Genomic DNA, 20644 nt, shown 5'->3' with positions numbered 1-20644 from the left:
GCCAAGAGGGGAGTTGAGGGGATGAGCGGGATGAAAGAAAAGAGCGCGGCTTTGCGCTGGGCGATCTATGCAGCAGTCATCCTTGTGGCGGCGGGGAGTTTCTTTACCATCCGCTTTCTCACTTCCGCGGGCATGTTCACTTCTTTCCGGGAAGAGATCACCGCCGATTGCAGCGCCATCGAGGCGGTGCCGGGACCGGAAGATATCGTGATCGACCGGGAGCGCGCGCTTGCCTTCGTCTCTGCCGTCGACCGGCGCAAGATCGTGGCGGGCGGTCCGGGGTCTCAGGCAATCCGGGGCGGGATTTACGTGATCGATCTTTCCGAAGCCTCCGATACCTGGGCGCTGCGCCCCGTCACGGCGCTCGAGCCTGCCGACTTCCGCCCGCATGGGATCGATCTTTATGTGAGCGAGGAAGGCCAGCGCTTTCTCTTCGTCGTCAATCATCCCTCCGATGGCACGCATGATGTGGAAATTTTCGAAGTGCTGGAGGGCGGGCTTCTGGAGCACCGGCGCACGGTGAGCTCGGAGCTTTTCATTCACCCGAACGATGTGCATGCGGTTGGCCCCGATGCGTTTTACCTGACCAACGATCACGGCTCGTCGTCGAATTTCGGCCGGCTGCTGGAAGATTTCTTCCTCGCCGACCGGGGCAATCTCGTTTACTGGGAAGGCGATGAGGGCCGCGTTGTCGCGGACGGTTTTACTTACGCAAATGGCGTCAATTCCAGCCCCGACGGCACCAAGCTTTATGTCGCCGAAACGCTCGACATGACGCTGCGCATTTTTAGCCGCGATATCGAAACCGGCGCGCTCGAGCCTTTCGAGACGGTCTATCTCGGCACCGGTGTCGACAATATCGATGTGCTCGAAGACGGGCGCCTTCTCATCGGTGCGCATCCCTCGCTCACCGATTTCCTCGCCCATGCAAACGATCCGGCAGCGCTTTCGCCGAGCCAGATCGTGGAAATGACCCCGCGCGCCGGCGGCGGCGGGGAAGCGCGCACTTTGCTTCTCGATAAGGGCGATCTGCTTTCCGGCCTTGCAACGGCGGCAGGCTATAATGGCTTGATGCTCGCCTCCGGTGTCTTCGAGCCGAAGATCCTCGTCTGCGCGCAGGAAAGCGCTGCCGAAGAAACTGAATAAGCCGAATCAGCGCTCTGTCAGCTTGAACTCGATGCGCCGGTTGCGCCGGTAATCCTGCGGGCTGGTGCCTTTTGCAAGGGGCTGGTGTTCGCCGAAACCGGCGGCAACCAGCCTTTTGCGCGGCACGCCTTGGCCTGCCAGATATTGCACGACCGAAATGGCGCGCGCTGCCGACAGATGCCAGTTCGAAGGAAACTCCTTCGTGGCGATGGGCGCGGCATCGGAATGGCCATCGACGCGCAGGATCCAGTTGATGTCGGCGGGAATGTCGCGGGAGATTTCTTTTACCGCCGCGGCGATCTTGTCGAGCTCGCTTTGCCCGGCACGCGAAAGGGCGGCGGAGCCGGAGGAAAAGAAAATTTCCGACTGGAAGACGAAACGGTCGCCGACAATCTCGATGTCCTTGCGGCTGCCGAGCGCCTCGCGCAGCTTGCCGAAAAATTCCGAGCGGTAGCGGGCAAGCTCCTGCACTTTCTGGGCAAGGGCGGCGTTGAGGCGGCGGCCGAGATCGGCGATCTGCGCCTGGGCTTCGCGGTCCTTTGCCTCCGCCGCTTCAAGCGCGGCCTGGAGCGAGGCGAGCTGACGGCGGAGCGCGGCAAGCTGCTGGTTGACCAGCTCGACCTGCGCCAAAGCGTCGGAAGAAATTTCTTTTTCTTTCTCGAGCGCGTTTTCAAGCGCGGCGACCCGCTCGCTGCCGCCTTCCGAAAGCGCGCTTTGCAGGGCCGCCTTTTCGCTTTCCGCGCTGGCCAGCGCATCGTTGAGGGCTGCAATGGTGGTTTGCAGTTCGGCTTTTTCCGCCCGTTCCAACGCCAGAAGATCTGTCAGCTCGCTGATTTGCGCGCGCAGCCGGTCGAGCGCGGAATCCTTGCCGGTAATGGATTTGGCGAGGAAGAACTGCGTCAGCATGAAGATCGAAAGCAGGAAGATCAGGACAAGCAGCAGCGTCGCCATGACATCGACAAAGCCCGGCCAGTAATCCGCGCTCGGCGCGCGGCCTCTGATGCGCCGCGAAACCGCCATGGCTTAGCTCCCGCGCTTTTTCAAGGAACCGGCAAGTTCTTCAAGCGCGGGCCGGATCGCCGCCTGGTTTTCGGCAAGCTCGCGCACCAGGCGCTGTTCGGCATGAAGCTGTTCGGTGAGCGCGGCGATCTGCCCGGCAAGGGCGAGAAGCGAAGCCTGTTCGGGCGTCGTGTTTTCTCCGGCCGTTGCCGGCACGTCGATGACATTCGTCACCGTGGAGAGCCATTCTTCCAGCTCGTTGTAAAACCGGTTCTGCGCCTGGCCTGCTTGCAGATCGAGAAAGCCGAGAATAAGCGAGCCCGTCAGGCCGAAAAGCGAGGAAGAAAACGCCGTGCCCATGCCGCGCAGCGGTGCTTGCAGTCCCTCGCGCAGACTGGTGAAAACGGAGGCGGAATCCGTTGCCTCCACATTCAGGCTCTGCAGCGTATCGCCGACGGAGGAAACGGTGATGAGCAGGCCCCAGAACGTGCCGAGCAGGCCCAGAAAGATCAACAGCCCGATCATGTAGCGGGAAATCTCGCGCTGCTCGTCGAGCCGCGAGCCGATGGAATCGAGCATGGCGCGCATCGAGCCTGCCGAGAGCGTCATGCGCCCCTTGCGGTTGCCGAGCATCGTTGCCATGGGCGCGAGAAGCTGCGGGGCGGGCGGCAGCGCGAGGCCCGGATCGGCGCGGCGGAAGGCGTTTACCCATTTTACTTCCGGGCCAAGCTGCAGCACCTGGCGGAAGGCATAGAGCATGCCGATGAAAAGCGTGCCGACGATCAGCCCGTTAAGGCCGGGATTGGCAAGAAAGGCGTCCATGATGCGCGGGGCGAGGATGAGCAGCAGAAAGCCGACCAGCGCCAGAAACAGCATCATCCGCGTGAGGTAGGGGCGGGGCTGTGAAAGTTTGATACCGTCGGAAAAATCTTTCGCCATCTCGGTCCCCTCGTTCATGCGGCATCCGGCCATGCGCCGGTGCGCCGCTGTCTGTCTTCCGGCTGGATAAGCCGGACCCCCTCAGACGCTTTTAGCGTCCTTGCAAGACGATATCGACACGGTTCTCCGGGCCGTCATCGCGTGCGCCGCCAAAGGCGCGCACATCCATGCGGCTGGTGAGCACGCCCTGATCGCGCAAATAATTGTAAACGGCGAGTGCGCGTTTCAGCGACAGTTTGCGCGAATCCGATGAGAGATCGCCGCGCGCCCCGCCATAGGCCTTGAGCTGAATGCGCTCGGCGCTTTGCTTCAGCCGCTCCGCCGTTTCATCGAGCCCGGCGCGCACGGAAGAGAGGATGGAGGTGCTCTCGGCCTCGAACAGCACGCGGGCAAAGGCAGGTTCCGGCGGCCCGAGTTTCTCCGTGCTCTTTGCCGGGGCGTCTTTCTTGGGATCGCCGAGGCTTGCCACTTGCGGGGCGGCAGGCGCGGGCCTGTTTTCCGGCGCGCTTTGCTGGGGCGCTTCGGCAGGCTCAGGCGCTGGAGCTGCGGCGGGCGCCTGCGGTGCGGAAGCCTGTGCAGGTTTGGGCTCCGCGGTTTTCGGTGCGGGCGCGGTGGGTGCGGGGCTTACCGCAGCGGTTTGCGGCTTGGGTTTCGGCTCGGCCTGACGGGGTGTCTCGGCCTCATTCTTCTGCGCCGGTTTTTGCGGCGGCAGCGCGGCGGCTTTCGGCGTTTCGGGGCCGTTATCGGGAATGATATGGGGTTTCAGCCGGGGCTGCGGGGCCTCAGCCCCCTCCGGTGCCTTGAGTTTGAGGGTGCCGGGCAGGTTCTTCTTCGCGCCCGGATAGCGCAGCACGATGGGCGCCTCGCTTTGCGGGGCAGGGCCGAGCGCTTCCCAATTGACCGTCACGTCATCGGCCTGCACCTGTGCCGGAAGGGCGGCGCAGAAGACCGCGCCGAGGAACATTGAAAGAGTGACGTTTGTGCGACCGGACTTCGCCATGTTCTGAACCTTCATCTCCCGTCCCGCTGATTTGCGCCATTTTACCACAGAAGGCGCGCCTGCGGAGGCACGAGGGCAAGCCTTAAGGGCGAAATCCGGCAAAAATTGGCCCGTCTGAGACATTTGAGACTTGGCTGAGACTTGGTGGAACGCGGCTCCTGCGCTGGTTCCCGCACCGGTTGCAGCTTAGGTGTCGCTGGCGGCGCTGCTTTTGCGCGCTTTTTTCAGGAGATCGAGCAGGGGCCCATGCAGGCGCTCATTCGCGGTCAGAACGCCGCCCGTCTCGAAAATTTTATCCTTGCCGCTGAGATCGCTGACCGTGCCGCCTGCCTCGCGGATGAGGCAAAGGCCCGCCGCCATGTCCCAAGGCGCAAGGCCTGCTTCCCAAAAACCGTCGAAGCGCCCTGCGGCGACATAGGCCAGATCGAGCGCGGCGGAGCCGGTGCGCCGGATACCGGCGACGCGCGGCATCAGCTCGCTCAGCATGGGCAGGAAAAGCGGGCTGGGACGGCCGAGATGCGGGATGCCCGTGCAGATCACCGCATCGGTGAGTTCCGTGCGCGCGGCCACGCGCAGGCGCCGGTTGTTGAGAAACGCGCCCCGGCCTTTTTCGGCGAGGAACATTTCGTCCGTAACCGGGTTATAGACGAGCCCGGCCACTACTTCGCCCGCCCGTTCCAGCGCAATGGAAATTGCAAAGACGGGGATGCCGTGCATGAAGTTCGTCGTGCCGTCCAAAGGATCGATGATCCAGCGGTGGCTCTTGTCGCTGCCTTTCACCTCGCCCGCTTCTTCCAAAAGGAAGGAGTAGCCGGGACGGGCTTTGGCAAGCTCCTCGCGCAGGACTTTTTCCGCTTTCAGATCGGCTGCGGTGACGAAGTCCCCCGGCCCCTTGCGGGAGACTTGAAGATTTTCGACTTCGCCGAAATCGCGCTGCAGGCCCCGCGCCGCTTTGCGGGCGGCCTGAACCATGACGGTGAGTGTGGCTGAAAGCTGCATGAACCCGGCCTATTCGGCCCGTTTGATGTAGGTGACTTCGGCGGTGTCGACGACGATGCGGTCGCCGGTGGAAACGAAGGGCGGCACCATGACGCGCAGGCCGTTTTCCAGCATAGCGGGCTTATAGGAAGAAGCCGCCGTCTGGCCTTTCACGACCGGCTCGGTCTCGGTGATTTCCAGCGTCACCTGGTCGGGAAGCTGCACGCCGATGGGCTTGCCTTCATGGCTTTCCACGATGATCTGCATGCCGTCCTGCAGGAAGGCGGCGCGGTCGCCGAGAAAGTCCGTGGGCAGTTCGATCTGCTCGTAGCTTTCAAGGTCCATGAAGGAGAGCATGTCGCCATTGGCAAAAAGGAACTGGTAGTCTTTCTGCTCAAGGCGCACGCGTTCCACCGTTTCGGCGGAGCGGAAGCGCTCGTTCAGCTTGGTGTTGTCCACGAGGTTCTTCAGTTCCACCTGGGCGAAAGCGCCGCCCTTGCCGGGCTTGACGTGCTGCACTTTCACCGCCGCCCAGAGGCCGCCCTTATGGGTGATGACGTTGCCGGGGCGGATTTCGTTGCCATTGATCTTCATGAAATAACCGTTTGCGTCTTATGGGATCGCGGAAGGGCGCGCGCGGGCCGGAATGGTTGCGTCAGGCGCCTTGAATTGGCCGCTCTGATAGCATTGTCTCGCGCTCAAAACAAAAGAAAAGCGCCCCGGAAGCGGGTGGAGCGGGGCAGCGCGCCGCCCTCCGCCTTAATTGGCGGGGGAAGCGCGCCATTCGGCCAGTTTCTTCTGGGCCTCGGCTTTTACCTCCGGGGTGAGATGCGGGCCGATCGCCTCTGCGAATTCGGCATCTTCAAAGCCGTTCGACTGGGCAAGAAGATAGAAGGCATAGGCCGTGGCGATATCCTGGCTGGTGCCGCGCCCGATCAGAAAAAGCCGGGCAAGGCGGGCCTGGGCGACGGGCTCGTTCGCCTCCGCCGCCTTCCAGAAGAGGCCAAAAGCCTTTTCATCGTCCTGAGCCACCCCTTCACCGGCGAGATAAAGTTGGCCGAGATAGGTCTGGGCATCCGGGAAGCCCTGATCGGCGGCGACCTTGAACCATTTTGCAGCCTCTGTGGAGGAGGCGGGAACGCCCTGGCCTTCCAGCAGCATGAGGCCGAGATTGAAGGCGGCGTCGGGCTGGTTCTGCTCGGCGGCCTTGCGGAACCATTCGGCGGCTTTTGCGTCCGACTGGGGCACGTCCTTGCCGCTCGCATAAAGCGCGCCGAGGCTGAACTGGGCGCCGGGATGGCCTTCCTTGGCCGCTTCCTCGAAAAGCGCCTTGGCGCGCGGCGTATCCGCCTCCCCGCCAAGCCCTGCGGCAAGGAACTGGGCGAGCACGAATTTCGCCGCCGTATGGTTTTTGATCACCGCTTCTTCGAGATTGGCGCGGGCTTTGGCGAGGTCTTGAGGCACCACCACCCCGTCGCGGTAAATCACGGCGAGGGCATAATAGCCGGTGGGCTCGCCTTGTTCCGCGGCCTCGTTCAGCCAGCGGATCGCCTCTTGCGGGCTCACCTGCGTGCCTTCGCCGTTCAGATACATGGTGCCGACCAGCAGCTTCGCCCGGCTGTCACCGGCGAGCGCGCCTTCCATCGCCTTGCCGAAGGCAATCTCGTAATCTTCGGCCTGATAAAGCTTCACCGCTTCTTCGTAAGGCCCGGCATGGGCGGGGCTTTCCAGCGCGCCGAGCGTGAGTGCGAAAGCCAGCAGGAAGACGGCGAGGGGGGCTTGGGACAAGCGAGGGCGGGTGAAGGGGCTCGGACGGTTCATCATGGACACTCTTGCACCCTTTGCATTTAGGGGTTCATCAACAGGTTAAAGAGGCGCACGGCCTCCGCCGGTCCCTTTTCATGGGCCCAGACCCCGGCCGAAACGGCCAGAAAGTCGGCCCCGGCCTCGATCAGCGGCGGGGCGTTTTCCACCGTGATGCCGCCGATCGCCACGCAGGGCAGCTCGAAAAGCTCCGACCACCATGTCAGGATTTCCGGCTCGGCGCGACTATGGGTCACCTTTGTGTCAGTTGGATGAAAGGCGCCGAAAGCCACGTAATCGGCGCCGGCCTCGCCCGCCTCCATGGCAAGGTGGCGGGAATTGTGGCAGGTGACGCCGACAACGGCGTCGGGCCCGACGATCTTGCGCGCCTCCTTATAGGGCGTGTCGTCCTGGCCGATATGCACCCCGTCCGCGCCCATTTCCCGGGCGATTTCCGGGCTGTCATTGACGATGAAGGCGACATTGCGGGCATGGGCGAGCGGCATCAGGATTTCCGCCGCCCGGCGCAGCTCATCCGCCGGCGCTGTATCCCCCGCCTCCGTCTTCAGCCGCAATTGCAGCGAGGCGACATCGCCTGCATCGAGGGCGGCTTTTAGCGTGTCGGCAAAGCCGGCCGGATCCAGCCTTGGCGGCGTGATCAGGTAAAGGCGGGTGGGAATGCGCTCGTCTTTCGTGCTCATGAAAGCGGAAGTACCAGCAACCGCGCCTTTGCGCAATCGGCGGGGCGGGCGTAAATTGACGCGGGATGTCAGCAAGGAGGCGGTAATGGCAGGCGGAGCGGGAGTGTGCGAGCCGGGATATTTCACGATTTCGGTGGAAACGCTGGATAAGGCGATGGATTTCTACGGCGCGCTTTTCGGCTGGGAGTTCGAAAGCGAGGAGGATGCGATCTACGCCCATGTCGCCAATACCGAATTTCCCTTCGGCCTGGTGGAAGACGGCGCGCAGGATGCGGGCAATATCTATTTCCGGGTCGAGGATATCGATTTCATGGTCGACCGGGTCTACGACCTCGGCGGCTCGGCGGGCGAGGTGCAGGAATCGGACAGCGGCCTGTCCGCCGTCTGCCTTGATGACCAAGGCACCCGCTTCTCCCTCTGGCAGCCGGCGGAGGGGTATTAGGCTCTTTTTTCGTGCCGCCTACCAGCTAGGTGCACTCGCCGCGCCTCCCGCTCAGCCGTCATCCCGGCCTTTGTGCCGGGATCCATAGGGCCTCTCCGCCATTGCGAAAGGCTGCGTGGACCCCGGGACGGGGCCCGGGGTGACGGTTTTTTGTGGTGTGAGGCTCTGCGTTCCACTGAGGCGTCAGGCCGGAGGGGGCGCGGCCAAGAAAAACGCCCCGGATGTCTCCGGGGCGTTTCGGTTTTCTTTGAAAGCTCCGCGCGGTCAGGCGGCGGATTTTTCGAGGTCCGCTTTCCACTCGCCCGTGGTTGCAAGGCCGTTCATGCGGGCGCGGTGCGCGAAGGCGGCCTGTGCGGCGGGGACGTTTTCCGCCTTGCCGCCCCAGGCTTTCAGCGGCGCTGCCTGCAGCGCGCGGCCGTAGGAGAAGCTCATCTTCCAGGGGAAGCCGCCGATCTGGTTCATCATGCTCAGATGCGCGGTGGCGTCTTCATCCGACTGGCCGCCGGACAGGAAGACGATGCCGGGCACGGCGGCGGGAACGGTGCGCTTGAAGCATTTGATCGTCATTTCAGCGACCTGCTCGACACCGGCCTGGGTGGGGCATTCGGTGCCGGAGACGATCATGTTCGGCTTCAGGATCGTGCCTTCCAGGAGGACGCGCTGCTCGTAAAGCGCATCGTAAAGCGCGTTCAGCATGGCCTCGGTCACATCGAAGCAGCGCTCGGCGGTATGGCCGCCATCCATGATCACTTCCGGCTCGACGATCGGCACGATACCGGCGGCCTGGGCGAGCTTCGCATAGCGGGCCAGCGCATGGGCATTGGCATTGATGCAATAGGTGCTCGGAATGTCCTCGCCGATATTGATCACGGCGCGCCATTTCGCAAAGCGGGCGCCCAGATCGTAATATTCGGCAAAGCGCTGGCCGAGACCGTCGAGGCCTTCGGTGATCTTTTCACCCGGCGCGCCGGTCAGGTCTTTTGCCCCCGCATCGACCTTGATGCCCGGAATGGAGCCGGCCGCCTTGATCAGATCGACGAGCGGCGTGCCGTCCTTGGCTTTCTGGCGGATCGTTTCATCATACAGAATGACGCCGGAGATGTTTTCCTTCATCGCGCTTTCCGTGCGGAAAAGCATTTCGCGGTAGTCGCGGCGATTGTCTTCGGTCGATTCCACCCCGATGGAATCGAAGCGTTTCTTGATCGTGCCGGTGCTTTCATCGGCAGCCAGGATCCCCTTGCCCGGGGCCACCATGGCCTGTGCAATGGATTCAAGCGTCTCGGTCATATTCTCTCACCCTCTAAACGGTACGGGAGCCCCAAGCGGCTCAGGCTTTCTCAGGCATGTTCCAACGCGGCGACACCTGGAAGGGTTTTGCCCTCCAGCCATTCCAGGAACGCGCCGCCCGCGGTCGATACATACGAAAAATCATCGGCAGCGCCGGCATTGTTTAGCGCGGCAACCGTGTCGCCGCCACCTGCAACCGAAATCATTTCGCCCATTTTCGTCAGCATGGCCACATGGCGGGCTGCGCCGTTGGTGCCATTGTCGAAGGGCGGAATTTCAAAAGCCCCGAAAGGCCCGTTCCAGACCACCGTCTTGGCGGTTTCGAAATGACCGGCAAGCGCGGCAAGGCTATCAGGGCCGATATCGAGGATCATCTGATCCGCCGGCACCTTGTCCACCGGCACTGTGGTGGCCGGGGCATGGGCTTTGAATTCCGGCGCCACCACCACGTCCGCCGGCAGCACAACGCGGCAGCCTGCCGCTTCCGCCTTGGCCATGATCTCGCGGGCTGTTTCTTTCAGGTCATGTTCGCAAAGCGACTTGCCCACTTCAATGCCCTTGGCGGCCAGGAACGTGTTGGCCATGCCGCCGCCGATGATAAGCGCATCGACTTTACTGACGAGATTGCCGAGAAGATCGAGCTTCGTGGAAATCTTGGCGCCGCCCACGATGGCGACGACGGGGCGCGCGGGGTTGCCCAGCGCCTTGTCGAGGGCGGTCAGTTCCGCTTCCATCGCCCGGCCCGCATAGGAGGGCAGGAGATGGGCAATGCCCTCGGTCGAGGCATGGGCGCGGTGCGCGGCGGAGAAAGCGTCATTGACGTAAATGTCGCCGAGCTCGGCCAGCGCCTTGGCGAAGGCCGGGTCGTTCTTTTCTTCGCCTGCATGATAGCGGGTGTTCTCCAGCACCAGAACGCCGCCTTTCGGCAGCGCCTCGGCGGCCGCCTTCGCGCTGTCGCCGATGCAATCGACGGCGAAGGCGACATCGAGGCCTAGAAGCTCGCCCAGCGCCACGGCGACGGGCGCCAGCGTCATCTCCGGCACACGCTCGCCCTTGGGGCGGCCGAAATGAGAGAGGATGAGCACCTTGGCGCCTTTGGAGGCGAGTTCCTTGATGGTGGGCAAAAGCCGTTCCAGACGCGTTGCGTCCGTAACCTTGCCGTCTTTCGCCGGAACGTTGAGATCGGCCCGGAGGAGGATTGTTTTGCCCTCCACCGGACCTGACGCATAAAGATCGTCGAGCGTTTTGTGCGCGGCCATAAGCCTGCGGTCCTCCGCTTAGAGCAGTTTGCCCATGGCAACGGCGGTGTCGCCCATGCGGTTCGCAAACCCCCACTCGTTGTCGTACCAGGACAGGATGCGCACGAGACGCTTGTCGATGACCTGGGTCTGGGTGAGGTCGAAGCTGGAGGAATTGGGGTTGTGGTTGAAGTCGATGGAGACCATCGGCTCGTCCACATAGCCCAGCACGCCATTCAGCGGGCCGTCGGCGGCTTTGCGGATGGCGTCGTTGACTTCTTCCGCGCTCGTGTCGCGCGAGGCGTTGATCACGAGGTCGATCATGGAGACGTTCGGGGTCGGCACGCGGATCGCAGTGCCGTCCAGCTTGCCGGCGAGTTCCGGCAGCACCAGGCCGACGGCTTTGGCGGCGCCCGTCGAGGTCGGGATCATGGAAACGGCGGCAGCGCGTGCGCGGCGCGGGTCGGAATGGAGCGTGTCGACCGTGCTCTGGTCGCCCGTATAAGCGTGCACCGTCGTCATGTAGCCCTGCTCGATGCCGCACAGCTGATGCAGCACATGGGCGACGGGGGCCAGGCAGTTGGTGGTGCAGGACGCGTTGGAGACGACCGTGTGGTCTTTTTCCAGCTTGTCGTGGTTCACGCCGTAAACCACCGTCAGGTCGGCGCCGGAAGCGGGCGCGGAGACCAGCACTTTTTTGGCGCCGGCGGTGATGTGGGCGGAAGCTTTTTCCTTAGAGGCGAAGATGCCCGTGCATTCCAGCGCGATATCGACGCCCAGTTCCTTCCAGGGAAGCTGCGTGGGGTCGCGCTCGGCGGTTACTTTGATCGGGCCGAGACCGACATCCATGGAATTTTCCGTGGTCTTGATCTCGTTCGGGAAGCGGCCATGCACGCTGTCGAATTTCAGAAGGCGGGCATTGGCGTCCACCGTACCCAGATCGTTGATGCCAACAACCTCGATGTCTTTCCGTCCCGATTCCACAATCGCCCGCAACACGTGCCGGCCGATCCGTCCGAAACCATTGATCGCAACGCGAACCGCCATCTTCTTTCTCACCTTCTCCAAAAGTTGGTCTTTAGCCGAGGCGCTGTTTCGCCGCCTCTGCCGCTTTTTCAGCCGTAATGCCGAAATGCTCGTAAAGTTCCTTGTAAGGCGCGCTGGCGCCGAAGGAATTCATGCCGATAAAGGCGCCGTCCGGGCCCGTATAGCGTTCCCAGCCGAAGCCGCTTGCCGCTTCGATGGCAACGCGCACCGTGCCTTCGCCCAGAATCTGCTTTTTATATTCGCCCGATTGCTGGTCGAAGAGATCCGTGCAGGGCATGGAGACGACGCGCGCGCCGATGCCTTCTTTTTGCAAAAGCGCGCGGGCATCCAGCGCAATTTCCACTTCCGAGCCGGTGGCAAGGAAAGTGACTTTCGCCTCCCCGTCCGCTGCGGCGAGCTCATAGGCGCCGCGGGCCGAGAGATTCTCGTCCGTATGCTCGGTGCGCACCGTCGGTAGGCCCTGGCGGGTCAGCGCGATGATGCTGGGCGTCGTCTTTGCTTCGAGCGCAAGCTGCCAGCATTCGGCCGTTTCCACGCTGTCGGCGGGGCGGAAGACATGCACATTCGGCATGGCGCGCAAGGAGGCCAGATGCTCGATGGGCTGGTGCGTCGGGCCGTCTTCGCCAAGACCGATGCTGTCATGGGTCATGACATAGATGACGCGCTCGCCCATCAGCGCGGACATGCGGATGGAGGGGCGGCAATAATCGGTGAAGACGAGGAAGGTGCCCGAATAAGGGATCACGCCGCGGTGGAGCGCCATGCCGTTCATGGCGGCAGCCATGCCGTGCTCGCGCACGCCGTAATGGATGAAGCGGCCGGAGAAATCATCCGGCGTCACCGCCTGCATGTCCTTGGAGCGGGTATTGTTGGAGCCGGTCAGGTCGGCGGAACCGCCGATCGTCTCGGGCACCGCGTCATTGATGACGCCGAGCACGTTTTGCGAGGACTGGCGGGTGGCGAGTTTCGGCTTTTCGTCCGAAATCTGCTTTTTGAAAGCGTTGATGGCTTTGGCCAGACCCTTTGGCAGATCGCCGGCCATGCGCCGCTCGAATTCGGCGCGGGCTTCGGCATCGAGGCCCGCCAGGCGTTCTTCCCAGGCAACGCGCGCTCGGGCGCTGCGCAGGCCCGTGCAGCGCCAGGCATCGAGCACTTCGGAGGGAACCTCGAAGGGCTCGTAAGGCCAACCCAGTTCCTTGCGGGCGAGTTTGATTTCGTCGGGGCCGAGCGGGGCGCCGTGGACGCCGGCCGTGCCCTGCTTGTTGGGCGCGCCGAAACCGATGGTCGTGCGGCAGGCAATCAGCGTCGGGGCGCGGCTTTCGCGCGCCTTGGCGATGGCCGCTTCGATTTCTTCCGGGTTATGGCCGTCGATGCGCATGGCTTCCCAGCCTGCGGCACGGAAACGGTCGAGCATGTTGCCCGATTCGGCCAGTTCGATCGGCCCGTCGATAGAAATGCCATTATCGTCGAAAAGCACGATGAGCTTGCGCAGCTTCAGGTGCCCGGCAAGGCTGATCGCCTCATGGCTGATGCCTTCCATCAGGTCGCCGTCGGAGGCGAGCACATAAGTATAGTGATCGACCACATCCTCGCCGAAGCGTGCCGCCATCAGCCGTTCGGCCATGGCCATGCCGACCGCGTTGGAAATGCCCTGGCCGAGGGGGCCCGTCGTCGTTTCCACGCCCGGCGTATGGTAAACTTCCGGGTGGCCTGCGGTTTTCGAGCCCATCTGGCGGAAGTTCTTGATCTCGTCGATGGTCATATCTTCATAGCCCAGAAGATAGAGCAGCGAATAGACCAGCATCGAGCCGTGGCCGGCGGACAGAATGAAGCGGTCGCGGTCCGGCCAATTGGGATTGCGCGGATCGAACTTCATGAATTTCGAAAAGAGAACCGTCGCGATATCGGCGGCGCCCATCGGCAGGCCCGGATGGCCCGAATTGGCGGCCTGCACGGCGTCCATGGAAAGGGCGCGGATGGCATTCGCCATCATCTTGTGAGAGGAAGGATCGGCATTGACGCCGCTTGCCGCTTCGGTCTGGCTGGTGGAAGAAACCGGTTTGGCTGCCGACGGATCAGATGGCGTCATGTCTCTCAATCTCTTTAAAATACCTAAAACGGCTCCGCAGACGGTTGCTCCGGGGGCCGGCGTTCCGGGGGGCCGGTCTCTGCCTGAGGCTCCGGACAATCGTTTGCCGGGCGCTCGAAAGCATGCTGTGAAGTCACCGGGCGGGCGGCCAATGCTGCCCGCGATGGCCGCTTCCCTGCAGCAATTGGCACCCCTCGGGAAGCGGCGCCACAATGACCATCTGCCTATAGAGAGTCAATGCTGGAATCCCGCCATTCCGGGCCATGGGGCCGGTTGGCGCCGGCATTTAGCAAATGGTCCGGGAGCCGCCCGGGCAAGGGGCTTCAAGCTGCCCTGCGCCTGCCGCCGGGACCGCCGGGGGCGGGCTTATTGCAGCGACAGATCAGCGCGCCTATGCTCTTATAAAACAGGGGCTTCCCGGCATCTCTTCAGAACCTTGAGAAGGTTCGGGCAGGGAACGGGGCCGTTCACCATTATCCGGCGGGCCGTTGTGCCGCCGGGATCATTCGACGGGCTGATCGTGCGATGAGTAAACTCGATACCGCTATGGACCGTTTCGCCGGCTCGGTCGACCGGCTGGAGGCGCTGCTCAACCGGCGCATGGCGCAGGGCCGCAAGGTCGGCGGCGGCGATGCGGCGGGGGATCTGGCGGGCCTTCGCGGCGACAAGGCGCGGCTTGAAGAAGAGCTCAATGTCATGAAGGCGGAAGTGCGCCGCCTTTCCACCATGAACGAGCGCGCCAGCCAGGACATTACGAGCGCCGTGGACGGCATCCGCAAAATTCTGGCGGCAGGCTGAGGGGTTTCATGGGACAGGTTTCGGTATCGATCAACGGGCGGGCCTATTCGATTGCCTGCGATGACGGTCAGGAAAAGCATCTGACCGAACTTGCCGCTTATGTGGACGAGCAGGTGACGGGTCTTGCCGCCCAGGTCGGCCAGGTGGGGGATGCCCGGCTCATGCTGATGGCCTCGCTTCTTCTGGCGGACGAGCTGTGGGACATGCGCGGGCGCATCAAGAAGCTGGAAGAAGAAGTGGCGACGGTGCGCGATGCCCGCTCCGTGGCTTTGGAGCGCACGGAAGAAGCGGAAGCGGCGGTGGCGGAAATCCTCGAAAAAGCCGCCCAGCGCCTCGATACGATGGCGCAGCGCATCGAGGCGTCTTGAAGGGCGTGCCCCGCGGCGCAAGTGCGCGGGCGCGTTATCCAGTTGACGCGGCTCGATACTTCACCAGATAAGAGAGCCGGGGTGCTGCCCGGTGCGTTAGGAATAAACACGCTCGGGGCCTTACGCTCTTCGAGGGAGCTGTCCCTGCGGTTGGCCGTGGCCTTCTGCACACGGCGCCCACCTACTTATGTAGGTCTCCGAGGTAGCAGATTCCGACGGCCAGGGCGGCTCCCCACTTCTCTTTTCCCGCAGGCTCTATAAGGGCCGGGGAAGGCCGCGGGGCGCCTCATCCTTTTTCAATCTTTCACGTCTTAAAAGTTGTAGCATCCCCCTTGCCTGCCGCAGGCGGATAGGCCGGACGAAATTATGGCAGTTCCGAACGACAAGCGCGCCTTGCGCACCGCGTTCATGGAAAAACGCAAAGCAGCCGCAGCCCTTCTGGGCGAGACGGCGGGGCCTGCCATGGCCAAACTTTTTCTGGCACATTTTTCTCCCGAGCCCGGCGAGGCCGTTGCCGGTTATATGCCGATGCGCAACGAGGCCGATCCTCTGCCATTACTCGCCGCCTTGCGGGAAAAGGGCATTGCCACGGCGCTGCCCCGTATCGAGGCGCGCGAAGGCGCGCTCGGCTTTTATGCCTGGGCGCCCGGCGACCCTTTGATCGAAGGCCCCTTCGGCACGAAGGAGCCCAGCATCAAGGCGGCGCATGTGGTGCCGCGTATCCTCATCGTGCCGCTGCTTGCCTTCGATAGCGATGGCGGGCGGCTTGGCTATGGCGGCGGGTTTTATGACCGCACGCTTGCAGAACTGCGCCTGCGCCATAGAGTGATGGCCGTCGGGCTTGCCTTTTCGGCGCAACAGGCCGAGAACTTGCCCAGCGAGCCGCATGATGCAGTATTGGATGCGGTGGTGACGGAAAAGGCGGTTTTGTTCTTCAGGTAAGGCCGCGCAAACGCAAGGGTTCGTGTTTCATGCGGCTGCTCTTTCTCGGCGATATTGTAGGGCGCTCCGGGCGCGAGGCGGTGGTGAGCCTGCTGCCGCGCCTGCGCCAGGAAATGGCGCTCGATTTCGTGGTGATCAACGGGGAAAACGCCGCTGGCGGTTTCGGCATTACGGCGGCGATCTGCGATGAGCTTTACGATGCCGGCGCCGATGCCATCACGCTCGGCAATCACGCCTGGGACCAGCGCGAGGCGCTGGCGCATGTGGAGCGCGAGGACCGGCTGATCCGGCCGCGCAACTTCCCGCCCGGCACGCCGGGGCGCGGCAACGGCCTTTATGAGGCCAAAAACGGTGCGCGCGTGCTCGTCATCAATGCCATGGGCCGGGTCTTCATGGATGCGATGGACGATCCCTTCGCCTCCGTCGATGAGGCACTAAGCGACTGCCCGCTCGGCGATGTGGCGGATGCGGCGCTGGTGGATTTTCACGGCGAGGCGACCTCGGAGAAAATGGCGATGGGCCATTTCTGCGACGGGCGGGCGAGCCTCGTCGTCGGCACCCATAGCCATATCCCCACGGCCGATGCGCAGATCCTGCCTGGCGGCACCGCCTATCAGACTGATGCCGGCATGTGCGGGGATTATGATTCCGTCATCGGCATGGAAAAGGACGAACCCCTCAACCGCTTCATCACGAAGATGCCGCGCGGGCGTTTCACCCCGGCGCTCGGACCTGCCACGGTTTGCGGCGTTTTCGTGGAAACGGGGGCGGGGGGGCTTGCCGAGCGCGTGGAGCCCTTGCGCCTTGGCGGGCGGCTCAAACCGGCGCGCCCGGCCTGATTTTCTGTCCGGTTGCCTTCAGAAAAACCCCGCCCGGACCAGCCGAGGCGTTTTGCCGGTCCAGACGGGGCTTAACGCTGCGGGAGTTGTGCAGCGCCGCGCATCGGAGAGGGTGAGTGGGGCGGGTTCCTCCGATGAGCGTGGTTCTGACAACGCAACCGGAAATATGAGTTCAAGTTTTCGTGCCCGGTATAGTTGTCTTATCCACAGTAAAACCCTAGAAGTATGATGAAAAAGTTAATTCACTAAATAAGAGTATTTACTCTAATTTCCTGGGGAACAGGGCTGGAATTCTCCCGAAAACAGGCCGGGCCAACCGGATTTGCGTGCCCTATGGATTTTGGGCCCGGCTCTTTCTATAAGGGGCGCGAGATTTCAGATATTGCCGTTCGATGGAGGGCCGCATTGCTGCGGGCCCGCGGCGAGTGACAGTCAGGTGTCGGAGGGGCCTATGGCCGGACATTCCAAGTTCAAGAACATCATGTACCGCAAGGGCGCGCAGGATAAGAAGCGCGCCAAATTGTTTTCCAAGCTCGCCAAGGAAATTACCGTGGCGGCGAAAATGGGCCTGCCGGACCCCGAGCACAATCCGCGCCTGCGCGCCGCCATTCTGGCCGCCCGCGCCCAGTCCATGCCGAAGGACAATATCGACCGCGCCATCAAGAAGAGCACGGATCAGGGCGGGGACGACTATTTCGACATGCGCTATGAAGGCTTCGGCCCGGCGGGCATCGGCGTGATCGTCGAGGCGCTGACCGATAACAAGAACCGCACGGCGAGCGAGGTGCGTTCGATTTTCTCCAAAAACGGCGGAAACCTGGGTGAGACGGGCTCGGTCTCCTTCATGTTCGATCATGTGGGCTCGATCGAATATGGCGCGGATGTTGCCGATGCCGAAACCATGCTGGAAGCGGCGATCGAGGCAGGGGCGGATGATTGCGAGAGCGATGAGGACGGGCATGTGCTGATCTGCGCCCCCGACGCGCTGCATGAAGTAGCGAGCACCCTGGAAGAGAAATTCGGCGAGGCCCGCTCCGCCCGGCTGATCTGGAAGCCGCAGAACAATATCGAAGTGGATGAGGAAAAAGGCGAAACTCTACTCAAACTGCTCGACGCGCTGGATGATTGCGACGACGTGCAGCAGGTTTACGCGAACTATGAAATGTCCGATGCCGTCTTCGAGAAACTCTCGGCCTGAGCGTTAAGGCCGCCTGTCACGGCCTTGCAAAAGCCCCTTCCGGCGCGGAAGGGGCTTTTTTGTTCCCGATTTCTTCTCTTTTTCGCCTCTTGGGGTGTAGCCTCCTGTTATAAAGGCGCGAGTCGGAATCAGGAGAGCGGCAGTTTCATGAGCGGGGCCTTTCGTCTTTTAGGCATCGATCCGGGCCTCCGGCGTACAGGCTGGGGGGTGGTGGAGGCTGCCGGTTCGCGCCTTACCCATGTGGCGAACGGGACGATCGCTTCCAATGACAAGGCCTCGGTGCCGGTCAGGCTGGCGGAAATCGAAGCGGCGCTTGAAACCATCATGAAGGAATTTATGCCGCAGGCGGTCGCCGTCGAAACCGCTTTCGTGGCGAAAGACGCAGTGGCGGCGTTGAAGCTCGGCCAGGCGCGGGCCGTGCCGCTGCTCATTGCCGCGCGCGCCGGGCTCGAGATCGGCGAATATGCGCCCAATCAGATCAAGAAGACGGTGACGGGGGCAGGCCATGCGGACAAGCACCAGATCCGCACCATGGTCGGTATTCTTTTGCCCAAAGCCGTGATCGACAGCGAACATTCGGCCGATGCACTGGCAACCGCCATTTGCCATGCGCAGATGCGCGGGGCAAAGGCGCGCATCGATGCGGCGCTTCTCAAAGCCACCACCTCCACCAGGGCGCGCGCATGATCGGCAAGCTGAAGGGAATTGTCGATGAGCTGGGCGAAGACTGGCTGATCCTGGATGTGGGCGGCGTCGGCTATCTCGTCGAATGCTCGTCCTATACGCTGCGCCGCTTGCCGGCCGTGGGCGAGGCGGCGGCGCTTCTCATCCACACTCATGTGCGCGAACAGGAAATCCGGCTCTTCGGCTTTTCAAGCGAAGGGGAGCGGGACTGGTTCCGCCTCCTGCAAAGCGTGCAAGGGGTGGGCGCGCGCGTTGCGCTTGCCGTGATCGGCACGCTCGGGCCGCAAGGCTTTCAATCGGCGGTGGCGACGCAGGATAAAAAGGCGGTGGCGCAAACCTCGGGCGTCGGTCCCAAACTTGCTCAGCGCATTGTGGTGGAGCTGAAGGACAAGGCGCCTGCGGGCGCGTTCGCCATGGCCGTATCGGAGGGCGGGGCGGAAGAGGTGAAGCCGACCGATGCCGAGGCCGATGCGATTTCAGCGCTGACCAATCTGGGCTATGCGCCCGCGCAGGCGGCGGAAGCGGTGCGCAAGGCGCGCGCGAAACTCGACGATGAGGCCGGGCCTGAAACCTTGATCCGGCTTGGGCTTAAGGAGCTTGCCCGATGAGTGAAAGACTGGTGGGCGCCGGGGAGCGGGAAGAAGATTTCGATGTGGCGCTGCGCCCGCAGCGCCTTTCCGAATTTGTCGGCCAGCGCAAGGCGCGCGAAAACCTCTCCGTCTTTATCGAGGCGGCCCGCACGCGCGGTGAAGCGCTCGATCATGTGCTTTTTGCCGGCCCCCCCGGCCTCGGCAAAACGACATTGGCGCAGATCGTGGCGCGCGAGCTTGGCGTCAATTTCCGCGCAACCTCGGGCCCCGTCATTGCCAAGGCAGGTGACCTTGCCGCGCTGCTGACCAATCTTGAAGAGCGGGACGTTCTTTTCATCGACGAGATCCACCGGCTTTCGCCCGCGGTGGAAGAAATTCTTTATCCGGCGATGGAGGATTTTCAGCTCGATCTCATTATCGGTGAAGGACCGGCGGCGCGCTCGGTGCGCATCGAACTTGCGCCTTTCACGCTGGTGGGGGCGACGACGCGCACGGGGCTTTTGACGACGCCGCTGCGCGACCGGTTCGGCATTCCCGTGCGGCTTAATTTTTATGAAGAAGCCGAGCTAGAGGCGATCGTCACGCGCGGGGCGGGTGTCCTCGGTACCTCGATTACGAGCGACGGGGCCAAGGAAATTGCACGGCGCGCGCGCGGTACGCCCCGCGTTGCCGGGCGGCTTTTGCGCCGGGTGCGCGATTTTGCGGTGGTGGACGGGGAAGGCGCCATCGATGCCGCGCTGGCCGACAAGGCGCTGGAGCGCCTTGAGGTCGATGCGCGCGGGCTCGATGCGCTCGATCACCGCTATTTGCGCAATGTGGCGGTGAAGTTTTCCGGCGGGCCCGTCGGTATCGAAACGATCGCCGCCGCGCTTTCCGAGCCGCGCGATGCGATCGAGGAAATCATCGAGCCTTATCTCATTCAGCAGGGCTTCGTGAACCGCACGCCGCGCGGGCGTGTGCTCACCGCGCTTGCCTTCCGCCATCTCGGCCTGCCCGCGCCCGCCTCGGGAAGCGGGGCGGGGCAGAGCGGTCTCTTCGATGAGGGAGAGGGGGCATGAGCGAAAAATGGCCGGACCTTGCCGGGCGCATCGAAGGGGGCGCCCATGTGCTGCCCATCCGCGTTTATTACGAGGACACGGATTTTACCGGCATCGTCTATCACGCGGGTTATCTGCGTTTTGCCGAGCGCGGGCGCTCGGACTGCCTGCGCATGGCGGGCGTTCACCATCATGAATTGATCGAGGGCGAAAAGCCGCTTGCCTTTGCCATCCATAAAATGGAAATCGAATTTCTGAAGCCCGCCCGCATCGACGATCTTCTGGAAGTCCATACCCGTTATGTGACGCTGAAAGGCGCGCGCATCGAGGCGGAGCAGAAAATTCTGCGCGGCGGCGACGTGATCTGGCAGGCCATGGTCCATGCCGCCTGCATTCACCAAGACGGACGGCCCGCGCGCTTGCCGAAAGCCGTCATCGACGGTGTTGAAGATCTTATGAAGCGCGGCGGGTGAGGTTTTTCTCACCGCTTGCGTTCTTTCATCCGGCCACCTTTACTTG

General features: G+C 62.9%; 22 protein-coding genes and 1 other RNA gene. 12 read left to right on the top strand and 11 right to left on the bottom strand.

Annotation, left to right across the window (positions count from 1 at the left end):
• Positions 1 to 21: 21 nt before the first annotated feature.
• A complete protein-coding gene (locus tag M2A_RS15415) occupies positions 22 to 1146 on the top strand; it encodes a strictosidine synthase family protein (RefSeq protein ID WP_081875680.1) in 1125 nt (374 codons plus the stop codon).
• Positions 1147 to 1152: 6 nt separating this feature from the next.
• Here the strand turns inward: M2A_RS15415 and M2A_RS15410 are convergent, their stop codons facing one another.
• The 7 genes from M2A_RS15410 to thiE form a co-directional block, all read right to left on the bottom strand.
• Positions 1153 to 2166 carry a peptidoglycan -binding protein gene (locus M2A_RS15410; RefSeq protein ID WP_045449332.1) on the bottom strand — a complete coding sequence of 338 codons (1014 nt, stop codon included), beginning with the start codon at positions 2164 to 2166 and terminating at the stop codon, positions 1153 to 1155.
• Between the two features lie 3 nt (positions 2167 to 2169).
• Entirely contained in the window at positions 2170 to 3102 is a 933-nt protein-coding gene (locus M2A_RS15405) for a flagellar motor protein MotA (protein ID WP_244444474.1), read from the bottom strand.
• Positions 3103 to 3175: 73 nt separating this feature from the next.
• Positions 3176 to 4084, bottom strand: a complete 909-nt coding sequence (locus M2A_RS15400) for an OmpA family protein (protein WP_156101784.1) — start codon at positions 4082 to 4084, stop codon at positions 3176 to 3178.
• Positions 4085 to 4270: 186 nt separating this feature from the next.
• Entirely contained in the window at positions 4271 to 5083 is an 813-nt protein-coding gene (locus tag M2A_RS15395) for an inositol monophosphatase family protein (protein ID WP_045449328.1), read from the bottom strand.
• Positions 5084 to 5092: 9 nt separating this feature from the next.
• The gene (gene efp / locus M2A_RS15390) at positions 5093 to 5656 is read right to left on the bottom strand and encodes an elongation factor P (protein ID WP_045449326.1); all 564 of its coding nucleotides are present in this window, start codon (positions 5654 to 5656) and stop codon (positions 5093 to 5095) included.
• A 165-nt stretch (positions 5657 to 5821) separates the two neighbouring features.
• Positions 5822 to 6886, bottom strand: coding sequence for a tetratricopeptide repeat protein (locus M2A_RS15385; RefSeq protein WP_081875679.1), 1065 nt, complete (start codon positions 6884 to 6886; stop codon positions 5822 to 5824).
• Positions 6887 to 6909: 23 nt separating this feature from the next.
• Positions 6910 to 7566 (bottom strand): thiamine phosphate synthase, encoded by a 657-nt coding sequence (gene thiE / locus M2A_RS15380; RefSeq protein WP_045449324.1) that lies wholly within the window; start codon positions 7564 to 7566, stop codon positions 6910 to 6912.
• Between the two features lie 85 nt (positions 7567 to 7651).
• Between thiE and M2A_RS15375 the strand changes: the two genes are divergently transcribed.
• Positions 7652 to 8008 carry a VOC family protein gene (locus M2A_RS15375; RefSeq protein WP_052379543.1) on the top strand — a complete coding sequence of 119 codons (357 nt, stop codon included), beginning with the start codon at positions 7652 to 7654 and terminating at the stop codon, positions 8006 to 8008.
• A 264-nt stretch (positions 8009 to 8272) separates the two neighbouring features.
• Here the strand turns inward: M2A_RS15375 and M2A_RS15370 are convergent, their stop codons facing one another.
• The 4 genes from M2A_RS15370 to tkt are packed head-to-tail and all read right to left on the bottom strand — an operon-like array spanning position 8273 to position 13573.
• Positions 8273 to 9295, bottom strand: a complete 1023-nt coding sequence (locus M2A_RS15370) for a class I fructose-bisphosphate aldolase (protein ID WP_045449322.1) — start codon at positions 9293 to 9295, stop codon at positions 8273 to 8275.
• A 50-nt stretch (positions 9296 to 9345) separates the two neighbouring features.
• Positions 9346 to 10554 (bottom strand): phosphoglycerate kinase, encoded by a 1209-nt coding sequence (locus M2A_RS15365; RefSeq protein WP_045449319.1) that lies wholly within the window; start codon positions 10552 to 10554, stop codon positions 9346 to 9348.
• An 18-nt stretch (positions 10555 to 10572) separates the two neighbouring features.
• On the bottom strand, positions 10573 to 11580 hold the full coding sequence (gene gap, locus M2A_RS15360) for a type I glyceraldehyde-3-phosphate dehydrogenase (RefSeq protein ID WP_045449317.1): 1008 nt from the start codon (positions 11578 to 11580) through the stop codon (positions 10573 to 10575).
• Positions 11581 to 11611: 31 nt separating this feature from the next.
• On the bottom strand, positions 11612 to 13573 hold the full coding sequence (tkt, locus tag M2A_RS15355) for a transketolase (protein WP_045449356.1): 1962 nt from the start codon (positions 13571 to 13573) through the stop codon (positions 11612 to 11614).
• 621 nt (positions 13574 to 14194) lie between these two features.
• Here tkt and M2A_RS15350 point away from each other — a divergent pair.
• From M2A_RS15350 to ybgC, 10 genes are all read left to right on the top strand, one after another.
• Positions 14195 to 14467 (top strand): DUF4164 family protein, encoded by a 273-nt coding sequence (locus M2A_RS15350; protein ID WP_081875677.1) that lies wholly within the window; start codon positions 14195 to 14197, stop codon positions 14465 to 14467.
• Between the two features lie 8 nt (positions 14468 to 14475).
• The gene (locus M2A_RS15345; RefSeq protein ID WP_045449311.1) at positions 14476 to 14835 is read left to right on the top strand and encodes a cell division protein ZapA; all 360 of its coding nucleotides are present in this window, start codon (positions 14476 to 14478) and stop codon (positions 14833 to 14835) included.
• 78 nt (positions 14836 to 14913) lie between these two features.
• Positions 14914 to 15070, top strand: a non-coding RNA gene (gene ssrS / locus M2A_RS17875) — 6S RNA.
• Between the two features lie 131 nt (positions 15071 to 15201).
• Positions 15202 to 15777 (top strand): 5-formyltetrahydrofolate cyclo-ligase, encoded by a 576-nt coding sequence (locus tag M2A_RS15340; protein ID WP_052379542.1) that lies wholly within the window; start codon positions 15202 to 15204, stop codon positions 15775 to 15777.
• A gap of 29 nt (positions 15778 to 15806) precedes the next feature.
• The gene (locus tag M2A_RS15335) at positions 15807 to 16616 is read left to right on the top strand and encodes a TIGR00282 family metallophosphoesterase (protein ID WP_045449309.1); all 810 of its coding nucleotides are present in this window, start codon (positions 15807 to 15809) and stop codon (positions 16614 to 16616) included.
• A gap of 451 nt (positions 16617 to 17067) precedes the next feature.
• Complete coding sequence (locus M2A_RS15330) at positions 17068 to 17814, top strand: YebC/PmpR family DNA-binding transcriptional regulator (protein WP_045449307.1); 747 nt, start codon at positions 17068 to 17070, stop codon at positions 17812 to 17814.
• 147 nt (positions 17815 to 17961) lie between these two features.
• Positions 17962 to 18501: a crossover junction endodeoxyribonuclease RuvC gene (gene ruvC / locus M2A_RS15325; RefSeq protein WP_045449306.1), complete on the top strand. Its 540-nt coding sequence runs from the start codon at positions 17962 to 17964 to the stop codon at positions 18499 to 18501.
• Complete coding sequence (gene ruvA / locus M2A_RS15320) at positions 18498 to 19106, top strand: Holliday junction branch migration protein RuvA (protein WP_045449304.1); 609 nt, start codon at positions 18498 to 18500, stop codon at positions 19104 to 19106. Before ruvC ends, ruvA begins: the two co-directional genes overlap by 4 nt.
• Positions 19103 to 20146, top strand: coding sequence for a Holliday junction branch migration DNA helicase RuvB (ruvB, locus tag M2A_RS15315; RefSeq protein ID WP_045449301.1), 1044 nt, complete (start codon positions 19103 to 19105; stop codon positions 20144 to 20146). Before ruvA ends, ruvB begins: the two co-directional genes overlap by 4 nt.
• Positions 20143 to 20598 (top strand): tol-pal system-associated acyl-CoA thioesterase, encoded by a 456-nt coding sequence (ybgC, locus tag M2A_RS15310; RefSeq protein ID WP_045449299.1) that lies wholly within the window; start codon positions 20143 to 20145, stop codon positions 20596 to 20598. The genes ruvB and ybgC overlap by 4 nt, the downstream gene beginning before the upstream one ends.
• Positions 20599 to 20644 lie beyond the last annotated feature (46 nt).

Origin of the sequence: Tepidicaulis marinus (genome assembly GCF_000739695.1) — a bacterium.
GTDB classification, from domain to species: domain Bacteria; phylum Pseudomonadota; class Alphaproteobacteria; order Parvibaculales; family Parvibaculaceae; genus Tepidicaulis; species Tepidicaulis marinus.
This window is presented reverse-complemented; position numbering and strand designations above follow the sequence as displayed.

Excerpts from the sequence above, each read along its gene's own strand:
- M2A_RS15415 (WP_081875680.1), top strand. The coding sequence starts at position 22 with ATGAGCGGGATGAAAGAAAAGAGCGCGGCTTTGCGCTGGGCGATCTAT.
- M2A_RS15410 (WP_045449332.1), bottom strand. The coding sequence starts at position 2,166 with ATGGCGGTTTCGCGGCGCATCAGAGGCCGCGCGCCGAGCGCGGATTAC.
- M2A_RS15405 (WP_244444474.1), bottom strand. The coding sequence starts at position 3,102 with ATGAACGAGGGGACCGAGATGGCGAAAGATTTTTCCGACGGTATCAAA.
- M2A_RS15400 (WP_156101784.1), bottom strand. The coding sequence starts at position 4,084 with ATGGCGAAGTCCGGTCGCACAAACGTCACTCTTTCAATGTTCCTCGGC.
- M2A_RS15395 (WP_045449328.1), bottom strand. The coding sequence starts at position 5,083 with ATGCAGCTTTCAGCCACACTCACCGTCATGGTTCAGGCCGCCCGCAAA.
- efp (WP_045449326.1), bottom strand. The coding sequence starts at position 5,656 with ATGAAGATCAATGGCAACGAAATCCGCCCCGGCAACGTCATCACCCAT.
- M2A_RS15385 (WP_081875679.1), bottom strand. The coding sequence starts at position 6,886 with ATGATGAACCGTCCGAGCCCCTTCACCCGCCCTCGCTTGTCCCAAGCC.
- thiE (WP_045449324.1), bottom strand. The coding sequence starts at position 7,566 with ATGAGCACGAAAGACGAGCGCATTCCCACCCGCCTTTACCTGATCACG.
- M2A_RS15375 (WP_052379543.1), top strand. The coding sequence starts at position 7,652 with ATGGCAGGCGGAGCGGGAGTGTGCGAGCCGGGATATTTCACGATTTCG.
- M2A_RS15370 (WP_045449322.1), bottom strand. The coding sequence starts at position 9,295 with ATGACCGAGACGCTTGAATCCATTGCACAGGCCATGGTGGCCCCGGGC.
- M2A_RS15365 (WP_045449319.1), bottom strand. The coding sequence starts at position 10,554 with ATGGCCGCGCACAAAACGCTCGACGATCTTTATGCGTCAGGTCCGGTG.
- gap (WP_045449317.1), bottom strand. The coding sequence starts at position 11,580 with ATGGCGGTTCGCGTTGCGATCAATGGTTTCGGACGGATCGGCCGGCAC.
- tkt (WP_045449356.1), bottom strand. The coding sequence starts at position 13,573 with ATGATGGCGAATGCCATCCGCGCCCTTTCCATGGACGCCGTGCAGGCC.
- M2A_RS15350 (WP_081875677.1), top strand. The coding sequence starts at position 14,195 with ATGAGTAAACTCGATACCGCTATGGACCGTTTCGCCGGCTCGGTCGAC.
- M2A_RS15345 (WP_045449311.1), top strand. The coding sequence starts at position 14,476 with ATGGGACAGGTTTCGGTATCGATCAACGGGCGGGCCTATTCGATTGCC.
- M2A_RS15340 (WP_052379542.1), top strand. The coding sequence starts at position 15,202 with ATGGCAGTTCCGAACGACAAGCGCGCCTTGCGCACCGCGTTCATGGAA.
- M2A_RS15335 (WP_045449309.1), top strand. The coding sequence starts at position 15,807 with ATGCGGCTGCTCTTTCTCGGCGATATTGTAGGGCGCTCCGGGCGCGAG.
- M2A_RS15330 (WP_045449307.1), top strand. The coding sequence starts at position 17,068 with ATGGCCGGACATTCCAAGTTCAAGAACATCATGTACCGCAAGGGCGCG.
- ruvC (WP_045449306.1), top strand. The coding sequence starts at position 17,962 with ATGAGCGGGGCCTTTCGTCTTTTAGGCATCGATCCGGGCCTCCGGCGT.
- ruvA (WP_045449304.1), top strand. The coding sequence starts at position 18,498 with ATGATCGGCAAGCTGAAGGGAATTGTCGATGAGCTGGGCGAAGACTGG.
- ruvB (WP_045449301.1), top strand. The coding sequence starts at position 19,103 with ATGAGTGAAAGACTGGTGGGCGCCGGGGAGCGGGAAGAAGATTTCGAT.
- ybgC (WP_045449299.1), top strand. The coding sequence starts at position 20,143 with ATGAGCGAAAAATGGCCGGACCTTGCCGGGCGCATCGAAGGGGGCGCC.